This window comes from Janthinobacterium sp. 64, from assembly GCF_002813325.1.
Taxonomy (GTDB): Bacteria; Pseudomonadota; Gammaproteobacteria; order Burkholderiales; family Burkholderiaceae_D; genus Janthinobacterium.
On record NZ_PHUG01000001.1, the window covers coordinates 1,394,828 to 1,416,005 of the forward strand.

Here is a 21,178-nt window from a genome sequence, read left to right on the forward strand (position 1 = left end):
CTGTGAGGAAGTAGAGGAGACAGGTGCAATGATGCCGCATCGCAACATATGAATCCAATTCTATGTTGTGATGATAGAAATATGTTTTATCAATATCTCGCTCAGGCCGTCCCAAAAATGACGAGTTTTCGCTGCGATCCTGGTTCACGCGTCACCATCACGCGGGCTTGCTCCACGCTTGCACAAGCCTGCGGCGCAAACCCCGGCGACACTGTTCCAGCAACTTGCGCGATGCGTTGCGGCTCAGTGATCACGTCATAATCGCCGCGTTTGAAAAACAGCTGCTCGATACCGGCGTCCCCTTCGGCCATCGGTTTGACGACGATCAGCGACCAAAGACCTTCCTCACCCAGAAAATGCTTTTCCTTCAGGAACGCGTTAACGCGATCTGCATGAGGCGCCGATTCGCTCAGTTCGCTCTCATAAAGGCCCAGCGGGCACAGCAGCGTGCCAGCCGGCCACCCCATATCGGGCAGCGCTGTGACCGTGTCCGGACGCAACTGGGCCAAATGGCGGTCGAACGGGTGCTTCTCCGCCGAACAGGCACCGAGCGCCATCAGCGCGAGCATGGCGCCGGCGCGAAACAAAGGCATCATCAACTTGTCTCCTTTATGTTTATGCTAAAACAAGCTTATCTTAAGGCATGCGGCCGTCGAAAAACAGGCAAAAAAAAGCCCGCTACAGGAGCGGGCTGAATCTATTTCCTTGGAGGAAGTAGAGGAGACAGGTGAATGATGCCGCATCGCAGCATCATTATCCAATTGCATGTTGTGATGATAGAAATAGCTATTCCCTATATCTGCCCTCTTCCCCCGGCCAGCCTCAGGCCGCGTTATCGCCGCGCAAGGTTTTCGCGGCCGCCACCATGTTGGCCAGCGCGGGTATGACTTCTTTCCAGCCCCGCGTTTTCAGGCCGCAATCGGGATTGACCCACAGGCGCTGGGCGGGGATGCGCTCGGCCGCCTTGCACATCAGTTTTACCATCTGTTCCTGGGCAGGAATATTCGGCGAGTGGATATCGTAGACGCCAGGGCCGATGTCGTTCGGATAGTTGAAATCATCGAAGGCGTCGAGCAATTCCATGTCGGAGCGCGACGTTTCGATCGTGATCACGTCCGCATCCATGTCGGCGATCTGCGCGATGATGTCGTTAAATTCCGAATAGCACATATGCGTGTGGATCTGCGTTGCGTCGGCCACGCCATTGGCCGTGATGCGGAACGCTTCCACGGCCCAGCGCAGGTACTCGGCCCATTGCGATTTGCGCAGCGGCAAGCCTTCGCGCAATGCCGCCTCGTCGATCTGGATCACGCGGATGCCGGCCTGTTCCAGGTCCAGCACTTCGGCGCGCATGGCCAGCGCCAGCTGGTAGCACGACACGGAACGGGGCTGGTCGTCGCGCACAAAGGACCAGTTCAGGATGGTGACGGGGCCCGTCAGCATGCCTTTCATCGGCTTGTCCGTCAGCGACTGGGCATACGTGCTCCACTCGACCGTCATGGCGCGCGGACGGCTGATGTCGCCAAACAAAATGGGCGGCTTGACGCAGCGCGAACCATACGATTGCACCCAGCCGAACTGGCTGAAGGCGTAGCCATCGAGCTGTTCGCCAAAATACTCCACCATGTCATTGCGTTCCGCTTCGCCGTGCACGAACACGTCCAGCCCCAGCGCCTCTTGTTCCTGGACGCAATGGGCAATTTCCGCCTGCATCAGTTTTTTGTAGCTGGCTGCATCGAGCTGGCCGCTGCGGAACTTGCTGCGGGCCTGCCGGATTTCCACCGTTTGCGGGAAGGAACCGATGGTCGTCGTCGGATACAGCGGCAATTGCAGCAGCGCAGCTTGCTTGGCGGCACGTTCGGCATAGGCTCCGGCGCGCTGGCCCAAAGCCGCATCGATGCGCGCCACGGCCGCTTTCACTTCCGGATTGTGCACGCGGCTCGACTGCCGGCGCGCCTGCACGGCCGCATGATTGGCATCGAGCGCCGCTTGCACGGACGCGCGGCCCTGGTTCAGCGCGCCGGCCAGGGTGTGCACTTCATCAAGTTTTTGACGGGCAAAGGCCAGCCAGGATTTGATATCCGTATCGAGCTGTTGTTCACTGTCCAGGTCGACGGGCACGTGCAGCAGCGAGCACGACGGCGCGATCCACAGGCGCGATTGCAGGCTGGCATGCACGGGTTCCAGCCATGCCAGCACGTCATTCAAATCCGTCTTCCAGATATTGCGGCCATTCACCACACCCAGCGACAAGACGCTGCTGGCGGGCAATTGGGCCATCACCTGCGCCACTTCATCGCGGGCATTGACGGCGTCAAGATGCAAGCCTTGCACGGGCAGCCTGCACGCCAACGCCAGATTGTCTTGCAGCTTGCCGAAATACGTGGCCAGCAGCAGCTTGACGTTCTTGACCTTGCGCAAGGTATCGTAGGCGGTGACCAGCGCTTGCTGCCAGGCGCCGTCCAGTTCCGTGACGAGGATCGGTTCATCGATCTGCACCCATTCCACGCCCTGCGCGGCCAGTTCCTGCAGCAATTGCACGTAGACGGGCAGCAAGCCATGCAGCAGCGCCAGCTTGTCGGAATCATCCTTGGCCTTGCCCAGCCACAAATAGGTGACGGGGCCGATCAGCACGGGCTTGGCTTTCACACCAAGCTGGCGCGCTTGCGCCAATTGCTGCAGCAAACGGCTGCTGTCGAGCTTGAATTGCGTCCCGGCCGAAAATTCCGGCACGATGTAGTGATAATTCGTGTCGAACCATTTCGTCATTTCGCCGGCGTGGACGCAGCTGCAATCGCTGTCGCTGGCCGAACGGCCACGCGCCACACGGAAATAGTTGTCGAGCGCCGCGCCTTCCAGGCCGCGCACACGCTGCGGCAGGTTGCCCAGTGTAAAGCTCAGGTCCAGCACCTGGTCGTAGAAGGAAAAGTCGCCCACGGGCGCCAAATCCAGCGCGTTCTGCTCTTGCCAGTGGCGCTGGCGCAATTGCGCGCCCTGGCCTTCCAGCGCGTCCAGGCTGCTTTGGCCTTTCCAGTAATCTTCCAGGGCGAATTTCAATTCGCGTTTGGCGCCAATGCGCGGGTAACCCAGATTGTGTGTCGTGACGGTCATGACGCTGCTCCTTTTGAAGTATGCACACATCATAGAAGGTTCAATCCATTAAAAATAATGATAATATTTTATATATTCATGAATTATACTCATGTGAAATCACGCTCGAACGCATCTGGCCGTCTTGCGCGGGTCACACCCGCCCCGCTTAAACGGATGACGGCTTAGCCAATCTGCACTGTGTGACGGCGACGGGCAAAAAAAAGCCCGCTACGGGAGCGGGCTGAATCTATTTTCTTGGAGGAAGATAGAGGAGACAGATGCATGATGCCGCGTTGCGGCATATCAATCCAATGACATGTTGTGATAGTGGAGATATGAATTATTCATATCTCGACCAGACAAGGAAAAATGCAGCGCCATCGGCAAAGAAATAGAGGGCAGCGTAGCGATGATTGTTCAATCCTGGGGCGGCGAACAAAACGCAAAGCGTTGCCGATGCATGCGCAGATAATATTTCTGTTCTTCCCTCAAAACGATGCGCAACGGAGCAGGCAAACCGATGAGTTCGCGATGCCGCCCCAGCAGCGAGGGGGAGCACAGCATGGCGCCATCGTCTGCAAAGCTGATCAGGCCCCGATCGAACAAGGCATCCAGGGTCGCGATCAGCGGCAAACCATTATGGGGATCAAGCCGCTGCTGATCAGTGGCTCCTTGCCAGGACAGCGCATGCGAAGCACGCAAAACCGGCTCAAGATCGCAACCCGTTACCGCACATTTCCTGTCCCACAATGCGAGCAATTCATCCCGATACCTGCCTTGGCCCCGCCGGGCCTGGCACAGTATTTCTATCTCCGTTGATCGCCCCTTCCCCCTCGACAGCAAATCATGGATATCATTTTGCTCCACCCTGCTGGCGATCAATGCGAGGATGGCTTCCTTCCCTTTGTTCAAGGCCCCGAAAGCTTGCCGCGGATTGGTGCCGTGAAAAACAACGACTTCGGCCGAGGAAACAGGCGTACTGCGCAGATCCGCATACCAGCGCACCATGCGGTGATACTCTTCTGGTTCATTCGGACTGACCACTCCCCCGCCGCGATACACAATGACTGGCGCGTCATCGAGCACCGTGCCAGCAGCAACAATACCGATCCTGTTTACCCATAACAGCAGGGTATCTCCGCGCTTGGGCCGCTTGATCTTTTCCAGGAACTCGGGGCCGCCACTGGTCACCGCAACGCCCCTGACTAACCATTCGTTATGAAAACTGAACTCATTATTTGACGTTGCATCGCTATTGATGAAAAACGTGTCCGCCTCAGGAACTTTTTGATGTCCTTTGCTGAGATTTTCATGTGCCATGGCGGACTTTCATAGGAGGATAGCCGCGTATTGAAACATGCATTGCCCATCGACGTCCACAAGAGACCCTTCAGACCGATGATGTTGAATTTTCAGACAAAAAAAAGCCCGCTGCGGGAGCGGGCTGAATCTATTTCCTTGGAGGAGATAGAGGAGACAGATGCATGATGCCGCGTCGCAGCATATAAAACCACTTTATATTCGTGATGTCAGAAATACGCGGCAGTGATATTACGGGCAACAGTTCATTCCATGCGGCAACTATTGTGCTGTCGCTTCCGTTTTCGCGTCGCCGGAACGCAACATATTCTTAATGCCCCGCAACGCCTGCCGCACGCGCGCCTCGTTTTCGATCAGGGCGAAGCGCACATATTCATCGCCGTACTCGCCGAAACCGATGCCGGGCGAGACGCTGACCTTGGCTTTTTGCAGCAGCAGCTTGGCAAATTCCAGCGAGCCCAGGTGCCGATACGCTTCCGGGATATGCGCCCAGATGTACATCGACGCCTTTGGCTTTTCCACCATCCAGCCCGCTTCATGCAAGCCTTTCACCAGCACGTCGCGGCGGCGCTGGTACTGGGCGCAGATCTCCGTCACGCAGCTTTGATCGCCTTCCAGCGCGGCAATGGCTGCCACTTGCACGGGCGTAAAACTGCCGTAGTCATGATAGCTCTTGATGCGCGCCAGGGCCGACACCAGTTCCGCGTTGCCGACCATGAAACCGATGCGCCAGCCCGCCATGTTGTAGCTTTTCGACATGGTGAAGAACTCCACGGCCACGTCGCGCGCACCGGGCACCTGCATGATGGACGGCGCCTTCCAGCCATCGAAGGTGATGTCGGCATACGCCAGGTCGTGTACCACCAGAATATTGTGCTGTTTTGCCAGCGCCACGACACGCTCGAAAAACTCCAGTTCCACGCATTGCGCCGTCGGGTTGGATGGAAAACCCAGCACCATCATCTTCGGTTTCGGGTAGCTTTCGCGGATGGCCCGTTCCAGTTCGGCAAAGAAATCCACGCCCGGCCCCATGCGCACGGAACGGATGTCGGCGCCCGCGATCACGGCGCCCCAGATGTGGATCGGGTAGCTGGGATTGGGCACCAGCACCGTGTCGCCACGGTCGAGCGTCGCCAGCATCAAGTGGGCAAGGCCCTCTTTCGAGCCGATGGTGACGATGGCTTCGCTGTCGGGGTCGATGTCGACCTCGTAGCGCTTCTTGTACCAGTGTGCAATGGCGCGGCGCAAGCGCGGAATGCCTTTCGACGCGGAATAGCCGTGCGTGTCGGGGCGTTTCACCGTCTCGACCAGCTTGTCGACGATGTGGGCCGGCGTGGCGCCATCGGGATTGCCCATCGACATGTCGATGATGTCCTCGCCACGGCGGCGCGCGGCCATCTTGAGCTCGGCGGTGATATTGAAAACGTAGGGGGGAAGACGATTGATGCGCGAAAAGCTGCGCGGAGCTTGGCTGTCGGTCATGGTATCTCTATACGTAAGCGCCCGGATCCGTCCGAGCGACGTTGGCGCAATGCGTGCGCCTGCAACGATACTAACCCGGCTTCGCAAGAACTGGCAAGTGTGTAGTCTAGCCGTTACAATGCAGGCTGATCGAAAATGAGCGCACCGGTTGGTAACCCGGTAAGTGCCCGGCACAGTCCGGCATGCTCCCGCCCACGCGGACCCACGGCGCTGACCTCTGACTGTACCACCAGCCGGGGAGGTGTTCTGGTTCGTGCATTTTCCCGCCGCGCCATCCCTCCCCTGTTTTTTACTTTAGGAATGAGACGGATGGCAACACACGACACCGCAGTAACTGGCATGACCCTGGACCGGGCCGGCATGGAGCAGCAACTGGCGCAATCAGTGCATCACTTCATCGATTGCGGCTTCGACGGCGAAGACTTGTCGCGCCTCGATTTGCAAGGTTGCACGTTTGAACGCTGCACCTTTGCCGAAACCAACTTGTTCGCCAGCAAACTGGCGCGCAGCACGTGGCGCCGCTGCCGCGCGGGCAGCGCCGATTTCGAGTCCGTCGATGCCGTCGATTCCACGTTCGAAGGCTGCGACCTGAACAACACGAAATGGCGGCGCGCCAAGCTGGCCTCGGTCACCTACCGCGGCTGCAAGCTGACGGGCGCCGCGTTCGAGGAAGTGGCCCACCTGGGCCTCACCTTCGAAGACAGCCTGCTGGTGGGCGCCGACCTGCGCGGCTTCTCGTTCCGCAAGGCGACATTAAAACAGCTCGATTTTTCCGACGCCTATCTGGCCGGCTGCGACTTCCGCGAAGCCGTCTTCGAAGGGGGCAGCTTGCGCAACGCCACCATCAAACTGGCAAAGTTCCAGGGCGCGGACTTGCGCGGCGCCGATATCGACGGTTTCAAATTGAGCGAAGCGGCGCAGCTGAAAGGCGCCGTCATTACGCATGCGCAGGCGGCCAACTTCATGCGGGCGCTCGACCTGGTGGTGATTTGATCTGAACAGACAAAAAAAAAGCCCGCTACAGGAGCGGGCTGAATCTATTTCCTTGGAGGAGATAGAGGAGACAAGTGCATCTTGCGGCATCGCGGCATATCACGCCACTTTATATTCATGATGATAGAAATAGCTATCAGTGATAATGAGCGGGCATCAGGGTTTCAAGCCGGGCGGCGCGCGGCCAGCGGCACAAATTCTGCCAGCCACACCAGCAGGGCCAGGCCCGGAAACGCCATGCCGGTCAGCAAGGTCGCTGGCCAGCCGTAGCTGGCGTACACCCAGGCGCCGATGGCCGAACCGGCCGCGCCGCCAGCGAAGAACAGCGCGAAATACAGGCCGTTCAGGCGGCCCCGCACTTCCGCGCCCAGGCTGAAGATGGCGCGCTGGCCCAGCACGAGATTGGCCGCCACGCCCATGTCGAGCACGATGGAAGCGAGCACCAGCAGCCCCAGCGCTACATGTTTCGATTCCGGCGCCAACATCGGCAAGGCAAACGCGACGATGCCCAGCGCCAGCGCGGCGGCCGTGGCCGGCAAGGTGTGGCCCGCATCGGCCAGGCGGCCGGCGATGGGCGAGGCAATGGCACCGGCCATGCCCACCAGGGCAAAGATGGCGATGCCCGTTTGCGACAGGCCGAACGCGGGGCTGGCCAGCACCAGCGGCGTGACGGTCCAGAACAGGCTGAAGGCGCCAAACAGGCCCGCATGGTAGGCGGCGCGGCGGCGCAGCACGGGCGTGCCCAGCAGCAGATGCCACAGCGAGGCCATCAGGGCCGGATATTTCATGTTCGACACGGGCTGGCGTACGGGCAAGGCGCGGCGCAACACCAGCGCCAGCAGCAGCATCAGCACGGCGGCGCCGCCAAACACCACGTGCCAGCTGGCGTGCGCGGCTACCAATGACGCCACGGGGCGGGCCAGCATGATGCCCAGCAACAAGCCGCTGACCACCTTGCCCACCGTCTGGCCCCGCGTCGCTTCCTGCGACAGGTGGGCGGCAAACGGCACGATCACTTGCGCCGCCACGGAACCCAAGCCGATGGCCAGCGCGGCGGCCAGGAACACGATGGCGCCCGTGGAAAGGGCCGCCACCACGAGGGCCGTGGCCGTCACCAGCAGGGCCGTGACGATCAGGCGGCGGTTTTCCAGCAAGTCGCCCAAGGGCACGACAAACAGCAGGCCCAGGGTATAGCCGACTTGCGTCAGCGTGACGATCAGTCCGGCCGCCTTGGCCGACAAGCCCGTCGAGGCGCTGATGGGCCCGACGAGGGTTTGCGCGTAATACAGATTGGCCACGATCAGGCCGGAAGCGACGGCCAGCAGCAACACCATGGCGGGCGCAATGTCGTGGGGAGTAATAGATGAGGCCTTGTTCATGTTGTTTCCTCGGTTCGGTAGGGATGTGGCCATTCTAAGCAAAACCGGGCCAAAGATAATCAGCGCATAATCCGTCTATACTTTTCACATAAGATGGACAATAAGATGAACAATTAACCGGAAGCTATCTCATGGACAAGATCAAGGCCATGCAAACCTTCGTGCGCATCGTCGAAGCCAACAGTTTTTCCAAGGCGGCCGAGACATTGAATTTGCCGCGCGCCGCGCTGACGGCCACCCTGCAAAAGCTGGAAGCCTACCTGGGCACGCAATTGCTGCAGCGAACCACGCGCCGTTTGTCCCTGACGCCGGAAGGGGCCGAGTACTTTCGCCACTGCATCGATATTTTGAAAGCCGTCGACACGGCGGAACTGGCGTTTCGCGGCCCCGACGCGAAAAAACCGCGCGGCTTGCTGCGCATCAACCTGCCCAATACCGTGGGCCGGCGCCTGATCATTCCCCATATCGCGCAATTCCACGCCGCCTGGCCGGACGTGCAATTGCAGCTGAGCCTGACGGACCGCCTGGTCGACCTGACGCAGGAAGGCATCGATTGCGCCTTGCGCGTGGGCACTTTGCAAGATTCCGCCTTCATCGGCAAGCAAATCGGCCTGATGCGCTTCGTCACGTGCGCCTCACCCGCCTACCTGGCGCAACATGGCACGCCGCACACCCTGGCCGATCTGGCAGTGCACCGGGGCATCATGCATTACTCGGGCCGCACGGGACGCGCTTTCGACTGGGATTTTCAACAAAGCAAGGAGGTCGTGCGCGTGCAGATGGCCGGCCCCATCGCCGTCAACGATGCGGACGCCAGCGTTGCCTGCGCCTTGCAGGGGCTGGGACTGGCGCAGGCGGCCATGTACCAGGTGCGCGAGTACCTCGACAGCGGCGCGCTGGTCGCCGTGCTGGCCGACCACCCGCCAACGCCCATGCCCATGTCACTACTGACGCCGCAAGGCCGGCTGTCCACACCCAAGCTGCAGGCGTTTGCCGGCTGGATCACGGCCTTGCTGGCCGCCCAGTTCGACGTGCAACTGCCCACGCACAATATCTGAGGCAAAAAAAAAGCCCGCTACGAGAGCGGGCTGAATCTATTTTCTTGGAGGAGAATAGAGGAGACAGATGAATTATGCTGCATCGCGGTATATCAATCCAATTGATTGTTGAAATGATAGAAATACGCGAAACCAATAACTACTGTTTACCCCAAAGCAAAAGCTGGGGTCAGACCCGACGGGTCTGACCCCGCATTCATTACTTCGCTGTCGCCGCCACCGGTGTCGCCTTCACATCGGCAGCATACGGCAAGACCTTGGATGCCAGGCGGGTGTCTGCCTTGATCAGCGCCACTTCGTCGGCCAGGATGCGCGCCGCTTCGTTCAGCAGCACGTCCTTGGCGCTCTTGGCAGCCGTTTCGGCATCGAGCTCGGCACTCAGCGCGCGCTCGTCACCCTGCAAGCCGTCGTCGGTGCGCAAGGCGCCCTTCACGGCGGCGATCTGCCTGGCCGTCTTGCTGGCCGCTTTCGCGCCTTTCAGCACGTCTTTCGGATCAGGAATCACCACCAGGTCGTCGGCAGGATTCGAAATTTGCGCGATCAGGCGTTTTTCACGCGCCTTGGCACGCGCTTCCTGGGCATCGCGCTCCTTGCGGCGCACGGTTTCATTGAGCGAAATCTGGTTTTCCTTGCGCTGCTTGACGACCAGAGCTATGTCATCGAGCAAGTACTGGAAATCCTTGTCCTTGGCCACGCGCGCTTCATGTTTCTTGTCCAGCAGCGGCACGATTTCTTTCAGGTCGCCAGTCGGGATGTAGGGCGCCGGCTTGATGGCCACCCATGGCAGGGCATTGTCATAGCTCGATTCGCCGAAGTTTTCCGTGTCCGACATGGCTGGCAGCTTGATGTCGGGGGTGACGCCGCGCAATTGCGTGGTGCCGCCATTGATGCGGAAGAATTGCGCGATGGTCATTTTCAGCTCGCCGAAACGGGCTTTCTCGCTGCCGCCGAAACGGTCGAGGTTGAACAAGGTCTGTACGGTACCCTTGCCGAAGCTGCCTTCGCCGATGATGACGCCGCGGCCATAGTCCTGCACGGCGGCGGCGAAAATTTCGGAGGCCGATGCGGAGCCGCGGTTGATCAGCACACCCATCGGACCATCCCAGGCCAGGCCCGCATTCGTATCGCTTTCCACGTCGACCTTGCCTTCGGCATTGCGCTGCATCACGACCGGGCCCTTGTCGATGAACAGGCCCGTCAGTTCGACGGCTTCGTTCAGCGAACCGCCGCCGTTGTTGCGCAAGTCGATGAGGACGTTGTCGACCTTATCCTTCTTCAGCTCGGCCAGCAAACGGCTGACGTCGCGCGTGGCGCTTTTAAAATCTTTGTCGCCACGGCGGCGCGCTTCGAAATCCTGGTAGAAGGTCGGCAGCGAAATGACGCCGATGCGGCGCTTGGCGCCGTTTTCACGCACTTCGATGACCGATTTCTTCGCCGCCTGCTCTTCCATGCTGATTTTCTTGCGCACCAGCGGCAACACCACGTGCTTGGCGTCCGGGCCGGCGTCGGCCGGCAGGATGTCGAGGCGCACCACGGAATCCTTGGCGCCGCGGATCAGCTGCACCACGTCGTCGATGCGCATGCCCAGCACTTCGGTGATGGGGCCGCTTTCGCCCTGCCCCACGCCGACGATGCGGTCGCCCACTTTCAGCTTGCCCGACAAGCCTGCCGGGCTGCCCGGCACAACTTCGCGCACCACCGTGTATTCATCGCGCGTCTGCAGCACGGCACCGATGCCTTCAAGCGACAGGCGCATGGCGATGTCGAAGTTGTCCGAAGCGCGCGGGCCCAGGTAATTGGTGTGCGGTTCGATCGACATGGCGTAGGCGTTCATGAAGATCTGGAACACGTCTTCGCTGTTGAGCTTGCGCGAACGGGTCGTGTAGCTTTCATAGCGCTTGTCCAGCGTTTCGCGGATGGCCTTGTCTTCCTTGCCCGCCAGTTTCAGGCGCAGCCAGTCATTCTTGACGCGCTTGCGCCACAGGTCGCGCACTTCTTCGTCGTTCTTCGGCCAGGCAGCCTTTTCGCGGTCGATCTGGTAGCTCTCGTCGGCGGCAAAGTCGAACTTGGTTTTGAGTAAGTCACGCGCATACGCCATGCGCTCGTCGAAACGCTGCTGGTACAGGTTGTAGATGGCGAACGGCGCCGTCAGGTCTTCGTTGATGATGGCATCGTCGAGCCTGGTGCGCAGCGGGGCGAAGCGGTCGATGTCGCCCTGCACGAAAAACAGTTTTTCCGCGTCCAGGGACTTGAAATAGCGGTCGAAGATTTTCTCCGACATGGCGTCGTCGAGCGGCGTGGCCTTGTAATGGACGCGCGTCAGGACGCGCGATGCCCACAAGGCGGCCTGCGTTTGCTGGGCCAGCGGCTTCATGGTGAGCGGAGGAGCGGCGCTCTTGTCCGTCTGGGCTGCGCCAGCGTGGGCTGACAGGGCGAGCACCAGGGTGACCAGCATCATTTGCTTCTTCATCGGCTTCTCCGAAAATTAGTTGAATCAATTCCAGGCGGCGCAGCTATGCATGCGCCAGCCAGCAAGACAGTAAGGGGAATACACGACTGGTCTGCATATTATTCTACAGGATACGGCCTGCACTCTCCCATGGAAGATCAGTTTCTTCCCGGAAGCTTAAACGCGGATTAAAGGCCGCGTCTCATTCATTACAAAGTGAAACATTCGTGACAAAAATCGCATCCCCTGCCAGCGACGAAGATCAACATGCCCCATTGAAATCAAAAAAGTCAATGGGACAGTTTTACAATCCTTGATGCAAGCGATGTTTTTATGCGAAAAAATGATTCCTGCGGGAAACACTTAGTAACAAAAGGCAAGCAACATGCTATCATCGCGGCCTGAAATTTTGCTTGCACGCGCGCAGCTCCCAAGCGGACACGCCTGCGCTTCAAGCGCATCCCCCACCAGATCCCCTCCCCACGTGTCATGTCATGACCAGGAATGGCCGAGCTGATTACCCTTTGCCAGACTCACACTATGCCTACAATTTCCTTCTCCCCCCGCCACTGTAGTGTCGGCGGCAAGATTACCGTTTTTACCGTTGCCCTCGTCAGCCTGATTCTCGCCAGCCTGACGACCTTGATCAGCATCCGCACCTCGACCGTACTGGAACAGCGCGCCGAAGCGGCCGTCACCAGCGAACTCAATAGCGTCATGACGACCACGCAAGTATTCCATACGGCCATGGTCAACGAGGCGGCCAGCTTCGCGCGGCTGTTCGCGGCCGAATTTCCCGGCCCATTCACAGTCGACGCGGGCGCCATGGTGGCCGTGGCCGGCAAGGCCACGCCGGCGCTGGCCAATGGTGGCAAGGTGCTCAACCTCGACACGGCCCTGGTCGACCGCTACACGGCGCAGACGGGCGTGATCGCCACCATTTTTGCTGCCAATGGCGATGAATTCGTGCGCATCAGCACCTCGCTGAAAAAACAGGATGGCGAACGCGCCATCGGCACCCAGCTCGACCACAATCACCCCAGCTTTGCGCCGCTGCGCGCGGGCCAGCGCTTCGTCGGCATGGCCACCTTGTTTGGCAAGCAATACATCACGCAATATGACCCCGTGCGCGATGCGGGCGGCAAGGTGGTGGGCGTGCTGTTCATCGGCCTCGATATCAGCAAGAATCTGGCCATGCTGAAAGAGAAGATTCGCCAGGTCAAGATCGGCCAGACGGGCTATATCTATATCGTCGACACGGCCCCCGGCGCCAGTTACGGCCAGCTGGTGCTGCACCCGAACAGCGAAGGCAAGAGCGCGCTCGACTTCAAGGCCAGCGACGGGCGCCTGTTCATCCAGGACATGCTGGCGCAAAAAGACGGCACCATGCGCTACACGTGGACGGCACCCGGCGAAACGGCTGCCAGCGCGCGCGAAAAGCAGCTGTATTTCCGCCAGTTCAAGGATTGGCAATGGATCATCGCGGGCGGCACGTTCACGGACGAGATCACCCTGGAAGCGCGCCAGATGCGCAAGCAGCTGGCCGTTTCCGGCTTCATCGCCCTGCTCGTCTTCGCCCTGCTGCTGTACTGGCTGGTGCGCACCCTCGTGTCGCGTCCGCTGGCCGCCGCCGAAACGGCCGCCGAGCAAATCGCCGCCGGCGACCTGACGGTGCACCTCGATACGACCAGGCTGGACGAAATCGGCCGCCTGCTGCGGGCCATGAACCGCATCAGCGACAACCTGTCGCAAGTGGTCGGCAACGTGCGCGGCAGCGCCGGGCAAATCGCCACGGCGTCCGGTGAAATCGCCAGCGGCAACCTGGACTTGTCGAGCCGCACGGAACAGCAAGCCAGTTCGCTGGAAGAAACGGCCGCCTCGATGGAAGAACTCAGTTCCACCGTGCGCCAGAACGTCGATCACGCCCAGCAGGCAAGCCGGCTGGCGCGCGACTCGTCGACCCTGGCAGCGACAGGCGGCGCGGCCGTAGCGCAAGTGGCCAGCACCATGGACGCCATCCGCAGCTCATCAAGCAAGATCGCCGACATCATCGGCGTCATCGACGGCATCGCCTTCCAGACGAATATCCTGGCCTTGAACGCGGCCGTGGAAGCGGCCAGGGCCGGCGAGCAGGGACGCGGCTTTGCCGTCGTCGCCACCGAGGTGCGCACCCTGGCGCAGCGCTCGACGGCAGCGGCGAAAGACATCAAGGACCTGATCCAGGCATCCGCCAGCACGGTCGACCTGGGCCACGCACAAGTGAGCCAGGCCAGCGCCACCATGGACACCGTGGTGGCCAGCGTGCAGCAAGTGAGCACCATCATGGCCGAGATCGCGCAGGCGAGCGACGAGCAGCGCAGCGGCATCGAGCAAGTCAACCAGGCCATCGCCCAGATGGACCAGGTGACCCAGCAGAACGCGGCCCTGGTGGAAGAAGCGGCCGCGGCCGCCGACGCCCTGCAAGAGCAGGCGCATGAGCTGAACCAGGTGGTGGGCGTGTTCAAGCTGTAAGAGCAATCCGGGTGCTAAGATGGGGACGAACCCACCTTGCCAGGAGACACGATGCACGACGACTACGTTTTAATAGCCCGGCTGATGATCCCCACGGATGCGCACGTCATCCGCGGCTGCCTGGCAGCGGCCGGCATCGACGTGCTGCTGACGGACGACCAGCACATGCAGGCCGACATGCTGCTGGCAGCCGCCATCGGCGGCGCCCGCGTCATGGTGCGTGAACACGATGTGGCGCGCGCCAATGAAATCCTGGCCGCCTTCGAGCGGGGCGATCTGGCGCTGGCGGACGATGCCGATGTGGGCGCGCCCGTCGCCGATTGATTTACGAGCAGATTTACGCGTAGAAACAGCGCCCGCACGCCTGGCGGTAACTCTCGTTGCCGCCTATGCTGATCTGCTCGCCTTCCTTGATGCGGCGGCCCTGCTCATCCACGCGGATGTTCATCGTGGCCTTCTTGCCGCAGGTACAAATATTCTTCAACTCCTCGATATCGTCGGCCAGCGCCAGCAGATAGGCCGAGCCGGGGAACGGTTCGCCCTTGAAATCCGTGCGCAAGCCGTAGCAGATGACGGGCACGCCCTTCACTTGCGCCAGCTGATGCAGTTGCTGCACCTGGGCCGTGCTGAGAAATTGCGCCTCGTCCACCAGCAAACAGGCCACCTGGGGAATATCGTCGAGGAAATTCGTGTCGGCGTGGAAGATGTCGACCTGGCGCTGCGGGCCCAGGCGCGAGGTGACCCGGCCCACGCCGTAGCGGCTGTCGATGGCGGCCGTGTACAGGCGCACCTGCTGGCCCTGCTCTTCATAATTGTGCGCGACCTGCAACAAGGCCGTCGACTTGCCCGCGTTCATCGCGGAATACCGGAAATAAAGTTTTGCCACTGCCGCCTGCCCTGTCTGTCTGATTATTCTGGATACTGTTCAGCACCTTTTCGAGGCGTGATTATAAATCGCAATGGTGCGCTTGCGGCAGCTTAATAGTCGTGCCTTTGGCGCGGCAAGCGGGTAAAAAACGGCGCATACTCGCATCGCGAACCTTGCCGCCGATATGCGATGAGCGCATATGCAAGCATATAAACATTCGTTCGCCGCACTCGTCCACCCGCCTACACTGCGCGGCACGGAAGGCGGCTCGGGACACAATCCGGAGCCGTTGTTTCTCTGACAGGAGCCACCATGAATGATCGAATGCCATCCCCATCCCAGCCGCCAGCGCTATACAAGCTGATCGGCAATACCCCGCTGATCGAAGTGACCAGGCTCGACACGGGCCTGTGCCAGCTGTTCCTGAAACTGGAATCGCAAAACCCCGGCGGTTCCATCAAGGACCGCATCGGCCTGTCCATCATCGAAGCGGCCGAAGCCGACGGCAGTTTGCAGCCGGGCGGCACCATCGTCGAGGCGACGGCCGGCAATACCGGCATCGGCCTGGCCCTGGTGGGCCGCATCAAGGGCTACCGCGTGATCCTCGTCGTACCCGACAAGATGTCGACGGAAAAAGTGCTGCACCTGAAAGCCCTGGGCGCGGAAGTGCACACCACGCGCTCGGACGTGGGCAAGGGCCATCCCGAGTACTACCAGGATTACGCGGCGCGCCTGGCGCGCGAACTGCCGGGCGCCTTCTTTGCCGACCAGTTCAACAATCCCGCCAATCCGCTGGCCCACGAAACGACGACGGCGCCCGAAATCTGGGAGCAAAGCGGGCATGACGTGGACGCCATCGTCGTCGGCGTCGGTTCGTCCGGCACCCTGACGGGCCTGACCCGCTACTTCCGCAAGGCACAGCCGAAGCTGGAATTCGTGCTGGCCGACCCGCAAGGCTCCATCCTCACCGAATACATCGACACGGGCAAGGTGTCGGACACCAGCGGCTCGTGGGCCGTCGAAGGCATCGGCGAAGATTTTATTCCCTCTATCGCCGACATGGACAGCGTCACGAAGGCCTACACCATCACGGACCAGGAAAGTTTTGACTCCGCGCGCGCCCTCTTGCGCGCCGAAGGCATTTTAGGCGGTTCGTCGACGGGCACCCTGCTGGCGGCCGCCCTCAAATACTGCCGCGAGCAGACGACTCCGAAGCGCGTCGTCACGTTTGTCTGCGACACGGGGACGCGCTATTTATCCAAAGTCTACAACGACGGCTGGATGCGCGACCAGGGCCTGTTGCAGCGGGCCGTGTCGGGCGACTTGCGCGACCTGATCGGGCGCCGCTACGACGAGGGCGACGTCGTCAGCGTGGCACCGAGCGACACCCTGCTCACGGCCTTCAACCGCATGCGCGCCAGCGACCTGGCGCAACTGCCCGTCATCGACGGCGGCCAGCTGGTCGGCATCCTCGACGAGTCGGACTTGCTGCTGCACGTATCAAGCGACGCCGCGCATTTCGCCGGTCTGGTGGGCGCCACGATGACGACGCAACTGGAAACCCTGGCGCCATCGAGCGGCCTGCCCGCCCTGCGCGCCACCCTGGACCGGGGCTTGACGGCCGTCGTCGCCGACGATACCGCCTTTTATGGCCTGATCACCCGCTTCGACCTTCTCAACCACTTACGCAGGACACTATCTTGAGCCAGGAAACCACCCGCAAGAGCCATCTCGCCACGCGCGTCATCCACGCCGGCCAGTCGCCCGACCCGTCGACGGGCGCCATCATGCCGCCCATCTACGCCACCTCCACCTTCGTGCAGGACAGCCCCGGCGTGCACAAGGGCCTCGACTATGGCCGCTCGCACAATCCCACGCGCTGGGCGCTTGAGCGCTGCGTGGCCGACCTGGAAGGCGGCAGCGCGGCGTTCGCCTTCGCCTCTGGCCTGGCCGCTATTTCGTCCGTGCTGGAATTGCTCGATGCCGGCAGCCATATCGTCGCCGGCGACGACATGTATGGCGGCACCTACCGTTTATTCGAGCGCGTGCGCCGCCGCTCGGCCGGGCACGCATTCACGTATGTGGATCTGACCAATCCCGAGAACCTGCTGGCCGCGCTGCGCCCGGAAACGAAGATGGTGTGGGTGGAAACGCCCACGAATCCCATGTTGAAACTGGCCGATTTGCGGGCCATTGCCGACATCTGCCGCGCACGGGGCATCATCGCCGTGGCCGACAACACGTTTGCCAGCCCGCTGGTGCAGCGCCCACTCGAACATGGTTTCGACATCGTCGTGCACTCGACCACCAAGTATCTGAACGGCCACTCGGACATCATCGGCGGCATCGCCATCGTCGGCGCGGAAGCACGCCAGGCCGAATGGCGCGAGCAGCTGGGCTTTTTGCAAAACTCGGTGGGCGCGATTGCCGGGCCGTTCGACAGCTTTTTGGCCTTGCGCGGCGTGAAAACCCTGGCCATCCGCATGCAGCGCCATTGCGCAAGCGCGCTGGCGCTGGCGCAGTGGCTGGAACAGCAAAAGGAAGTGAAAAAAGTCTTCTATCCGGGCCTGGCATCGCACCCGCAGCACGCGCTGGCGCAGCGCCAGATGGATGGTTTCGGCGGCATCATCTCGATCGACCTCGACACGGACCTGGCCGGCGCGCGCCGCTTCCTGGAGCGCTGCGAAGTGTTCGCCCTGGCCGAAAGCTTGGGCGGCGTGGAAAGCCTGATCGAGCACCCGGCCCTGATGACGCATGCCAGCATCCCGCCCGAACAGCGGGCCAAGCTGGGCATCGGCGACGGCTTGATCCGGCTGTCCGTGGGCATCGAGGACATCGAAGACCTGCGGCATGACTTGCGCACGGCGCTTGATGCGATCTGAAGGGGTGATTGTCGGATTACGCTGCGCTAATCCGACCTACGGCATGCCGGAGGGTACGACCCCGGCTCTTGCCGTGGGGCTGCCTCACTCCCCCGGCCGGTACCGGCGCTCCAGGTGCTTCGCGACATCCTCGGGATAAAACAACACTTCCTTGAACTCGCCCCGCGCGTACATGGCCGCCTGGTCCTTGAAGTGCGGCGATGTCGGGTCGCCGCTCTGGCCGCCGGCGAGGATGCTTTTCGCCTTGATGCGCGAACCGAATTCCACGGCCGCGACAAAGCTGTTGCCACGCTCGCCGTAAATCCTGCGCGTGGTGCTCTTGCTGCTCTGTCCATACGCGGCCAGCGCGCCCCAGTTGCCCGAGGCGTAAGGCACGGGCAAGCTCGGTCGCGCATCGTCAAACGGCTGCACCACGTCGCCCGTCAGGCGCTGAAAGCGGTTGATCTCGCCCCACGGTGTTTGCCAGTGGCCGAAATCGCGCTGCAGTTTATCGGCCGCCGTTGCCAGCGCGGCCAGGCGCTGGTCCGCACTGACCTTGTCAGTGGCCATGAAGTCGACCACCGGCACGCCCAGTTCCCGCGCCTGTTTCCCTGTCAGCTCGGCCAGCTCCTGGCCCCAGAACACGGCCAGCGAGGTGGCGGTGGACGTCAGCGCATAGCGCAAGTCCCACGCCCGCAACAAGGCGATTTTATCGGCCAGCGCCAGCTTTTGCGCAGAGTTCTCCGGCAGTGCATCGTATGCGGAAAACAGCGGCGGCAGCAGCGCTTCGAACGCCGTCAGTTCGCTGTCGTAGGACGCGGCGATCAGGCTGTCGAGGGTAAAACCTGTTTTATTTTGAAAGACCTTGACGGCGTGCAGGCCACGCGCGTTTTCGCCGTACACGGACATGTAGGCGGGGTAATCGCCCTGGCGCGGGCTGCAGGCGCCGGCCGCCGAATACGGCCAGTTGTTGGTGTTCTGTATCCAGCCATTCTTCGGATTGAACAGGGTGATGGTCTGCGCCACCGTGTGCAGCCCTTGCCATTCCGTGGCCGCGTCGCTGCCGTCGACGGGCTGCTTCCAGTTGAAGCGCGGGTCGCGCACGGGGATGAAATTGCCGTGGAAGTAGGCGATATTGCCGTCCGCATCTGCATATACCGTGTTGTTCGACGAATTCGTGCGCAGTTCCATGGTCTTGTAAAACGCCGCGTAATCGCGCGCCTTGGTGCGCGTGTACGACTGCGTGAGCGCCTTCAACGGTTCATGCATCAGGCGCACGGCCACCCATTTACCGTCCTGCGCGCGCACGACGGGGCCGTGATGGCTGTAATAGACGGTGATGGTTTTCGATCCCATGGCGCCGTTCGCCAGTTTATATGGCAAGGTCATCGCCACGGTCTTCAAGGGGCGCAGGCCGCCGTCATAGCGGTAGAACCAGGCGCCGTCCTTGTCGACGATGCTTTCCAGGTATTCGTCGATGACGTCGCCGCCGCCCGACGTATGCATCCAGCCGAGGCGCTCGTTGAAACCCTGGTAGACGAAGAACTGGCCCCAGGTGACGGCGCCATACGCGTTCAAGCCTTCGCCGCTGGTCATCTGTACTTCGGGACGGAAGTAAAAGGACGTGTGCGGATTGATCATCAAGAGCGCATGGCCGTTTTTCGTGATGGCGGGCGCGATGGCGAAGCCGTTCGAGCCGCTCGGTTCAGGTTCCAGTCCAGTCTCCACGCTGGCCAGCGCTACAGGTGCCGTTTGCTGGCCATAAAACGCTTCGAGCTGCGCCAGGTTGATCGATTCGATATCGCCGCCGATGCTGCCCTCGCTGAAACTCAAGGCCATCCACGGCTCGAAATGCGCGATCAGCCTGGGTTTGACCTGCGGGTGCGTGGCCAGGTAAAAATTGAGGCCATCGGCAAAGGCATCCATCAATTTGCGCAGCCACGCCGGGCTGGCGCGGTACTGCGCCTGCAGCGCAAGCGGGTCGATGAAGAGCTTCATGCGCAGATCGCGGTACAGCTCCCGTTCGCCCTCCACTTCCGCCAGGCGCCCCATGGCGTTGATGTAATTGAGTTCCACGCGCGGGAAATCGTCCTCGGCCTGCGCATACATCAAGCCAAAGACGGCATCGGCATCGCTCTTGCCCGTCACATGGGGGATGCCCCACGTGTCGCGCGCGATGCTGACGTTGGCGGCCTGCGCCTGCCAGCGGGCCATGTCCGTGACAGAAGCGGCGGGCGCCGCCAGCACAGGGGGAACTGCGACGGCGCCGCAGGCGATGGCGGCAAACAGGGTGCGGCGAGCCAGCATGCACTACTCCAGTAATCAGGATGCGTCGATCAGCGTGGCGATGCGCTGGTTGAGTTCCACATTTTCCGCCTGCAGCTGCGCCACCTTCTGTTTCAGGCTGGCGATCTCGCCGCGCAGGCGCTCCGCCTCAGCAGGCGCCTGGGCCGCGTTGTCCGCCCATGGCTCATTGCCCGTTTCCGGCGTGTCCTGCGACACGTGAGGCGCTTTCGGCTCGCGCGGCGTGCGTGTGGCAGCGCGCTGTTCGCGGATTTCCTTGGCCGCCTGGCGCAGCAATTTTTTGCCGCCGGCGACGGCCGCCACCTGCTCTTCCGGCGGCAAGGAAGCCACGGTGGCTGCCGCGTTGATGGAAATCGTGCCCGAACGGACGGCTTCCACCAGTTCCGGCGAGGCCGCCTTCTGGATTTTTTCGATCTGGCTGATCTGGTTGCTGCTCAGGCGCGCCGCCTTGGCGACTTCCTCGCGCGTGCTCATGGGGGGCTTCGGCGCGTTTTCGCCGTCCGGCGCGTCAGCCGCGCTGACGGGCGCCGGGCTGCGCGCGGCAACGATTTCCTTCTTGCGCAGGGCCAGCACGCCGCGCTGGAAGTCCGACACGCTGCGGCGCGCCAGGTGATTGTCGATCATCCACAGCATGACGTCGTCGAGCGAGGTAAAGCTGGTGTTCTGGATGGTCTTGAATTCGATGCCGTGCTGGCGGCAGATGGCGTAGCGGTTATGCCCGTCGATCAGCACGTCGTTCCACAGCACCAGCGCGTCGCGGCAGCCTTCGGCCAGCAGGCTGCGTTCGAGCGCCGCGTACTCGCTGGCGGTGAGCGGGTCGATATACGACTGCAGCACCTGATTGATAGTGATATTCATGG

Annotated in this window: 15 protein-coding genes; 6 read left to right on the forward strand and 9 right to left on the reverse strand. The window is 61.4% G+C overall.

Annotated elements, in window-relative coordinates; all coding sequences use genetic code 11:
* Positions 1–101 precede the first annotated feature (101 nt).
* From CLU91_RS06105 to alaC, 4 genes are all read right to left on the reverse strand, one after another.
* Positions 102–596, reverse strand: a complete 495-nt coding sequence (locus CLU91_RS06105; RefSeq protein ID WP_100873446.1) for a hypothetical protein — start codon at positions 594–596, stop codon at positions 102–104.
* Between the two features lie 226 nt (positions 597–822).
* Positions 823–3,111, reverse strand: coding sequence for a 5-methyltetrahydropteroyltriglutamate--homocysteine S-methyltransferase (gene metE, locus CLU91_RS06110; protein ID WP_100873447.1), 2,289 nt, complete (start codon positions 3,109–3,111; stop codon positions 823–825).
* A gap of 399 nt (positions 3,112–3,510) precedes the next feature.
* Positions 3,511–4,413, reverse strand: a complete 903-nt coding sequence (locus CLU91_RS06115) for an HNH endonuclease (protein WP_100873448.1) — start codon at positions 4,411–4,413, stop codon at positions 3,511–3,513.
* A gap of 261 nt (positions 4,414–4,674) precedes the next feature.
* Positions 4,675–5,895 (reverse strand): alanine transaminase, encoded by a 1,221-nt coding sequence (gene alaC / locus CLU91_RS06120; RefSeq protein WP_100873449.1) that lies wholly within the window; start codon positions 5,893–5,895, stop codon positions 4,675–4,677.
* A 309-nt stretch (positions 5,896–6,204) separates the two neighbouring features.
* On the opposite strand from alaC, the gene CLU91_RS06125 reads away from it, so the two are divergent.
* Positions 6,205–6,888 (forward strand): pentapeptide repeat-containing protein, encoded by a 684-nt coding sequence (locus tag CLU91_RS06125; RefSeq protein WP_232730642.1) that lies wholly within the window; start codon positions 6,205–6,207, stop codon positions 6,886–6,888.
* Positions 6,889–7,052: 164 nt separating this feature from the next.
* On the opposite strand, the gene CLU91_RS06130 is transcribed toward CLU91_RS06125, so the two are convergent.
* The gene (locus CLU91_RS06130; protein ID WP_100873451.1) at positions 7,053–8,267 is read right to left on the reverse strand and encodes an MFS transporter; all 1,215 of its coding nucleotides are present in this window, start codon (positions 8,265–8,267) and stop codon (positions 7,053–7,055) included.
* A 131-nt stretch (positions 8,268–8,398) separates the two neighbouring features.
* Here CLU91_RS06130 and CLU91_RS06135 point away from each other — a divergent pair, with 131 nt between their 5' ends.
* Positions 8,399–9,325: a LysR family transcriptional regulator gene (locus CLU91_RS06135; protein ID WP_100873452.1), complete on the forward strand. Its 927-nt coding sequence runs from the start codon at positions 8,399–8,401 to the stop codon at positions 9,323–9,325.
* 199 nt (positions 9,326–9,524) lie between these two features.
* Here the strand turns inward: CLU91_RS06135 and CLU91_RS06140 are convergent, their stop codons facing one another.
* The gene (locus CLU91_RS06140; RefSeq protein ID WP_100873453.1) at positions 9,525–11,795 is read right to left on the reverse strand and encodes a carboxy terminal-processing peptidase; all 2,271 of its coding nucleotides are present in this window, start codon (positions 11,793–11,795) and stop codon (positions 9,525–9,527) included.
* A 519-nt stretch (positions 11,796–12,314) separates the two neighbouring features.
* On the opposite strand from CLU91_RS06140, the gene CLU91_RS06145 reads away from it, so the two are divergent.
* Together CLU91_RS06145 and CLU91_RS06150 are read left to right on the forward strand one after the other, a co-directional pair.
* Positions 12,315–14,285, forward strand: a complete 1,971-nt coding sequence (locus tag CLU91_RS06145) for a methyl-accepting chemotaxis protein (protein ID WP_198521259.1) — start codon at positions 12,315–12,317, stop codon at positions 14,283–14,285.
* 51 nt (positions 14,286–14,336) lie between these two features.
* Positions 14,337–14,609, forward strand: coding sequence for a putative signal transducing protein (locus tag CLU91_RS06150; protein WP_100873454.1), 273 nt, complete (start codon positions 14,337–14,339; stop codon positions 14,607–14,609).
* 13 nt (positions 14,610–14,622) lie between these two features.
* Here CLU91_RS06150 and CLU91_RS06155 read toward each other — a convergent pair whose 3' ends face one another.
* Positions 14,623–15,171, reverse strand: coding sequence for a thymidine kinase (locus tag CLU91_RS06155; RefSeq protein ID WP_072453233.1), 549 nt, complete (start codon positions 15,169–15,171; stop codon positions 14,623–14,625).
* Positions 15,172–15,465: 294 nt separating this feature from the next.
* On the opposite strand from CLU91_RS06155, the gene CLU91_RS06160 reads away from it, so the two are divergent.
* A complete protein-coding gene (locus CLU91_RS06160) occupies positions 15,466–16,857 on the forward strand; it encodes a pyridoxal-phosphate dependent enzyme (RefSeq protein WP_442906412.1) in 1,392 nt (463 codons plus the stop codon).
* Positions 16,854–18,035 (forward strand): trans-sulfuration enzyme family protein, encoded by a 1,182-nt coding sequence (locus CLU91_RS06165; RefSeq protein WP_100873456.1) that lies wholly within the window; start codon positions 16,854–16,856, stop codon positions 18,033–18,035. The genes CLU91_RS06160 and CLU91_RS06165 overlap by 4 nt, the downstream gene beginning before the upstream one ends.
* Before the next feature lie 84 nt (positions 18,036–18,119).
* Here CLU91_RS06165 and CLU91_RS06170 read toward each other — a convergent pair whose 3' ends face one another.
* The gene (locus CLU91_RS06170) at positions 18,120–20,321 is read right to left on the reverse strand and encodes a penicillin acylase family protein (protein WP_100873457.1); all 2,202 of its coding nucleotides are present in this window, start codon (positions 20,319–20,321) and stop codon (positions 18,120–18,122) included.
* 15 nt (positions 20,322–20,336) lie between these two features.
* Positions 20,337–21,176, reverse strand: coding sequence for a hypothetical protein (locus CLU91_RS06175; RefSeq protein ID WP_100873458.1), 840 nt, complete (start codon positions 21,174–21,176; stop codon positions 20,337–20,339).
* Between the last annotated feature and the right edge of the window lie 2 nt (positions 21,177–21,178).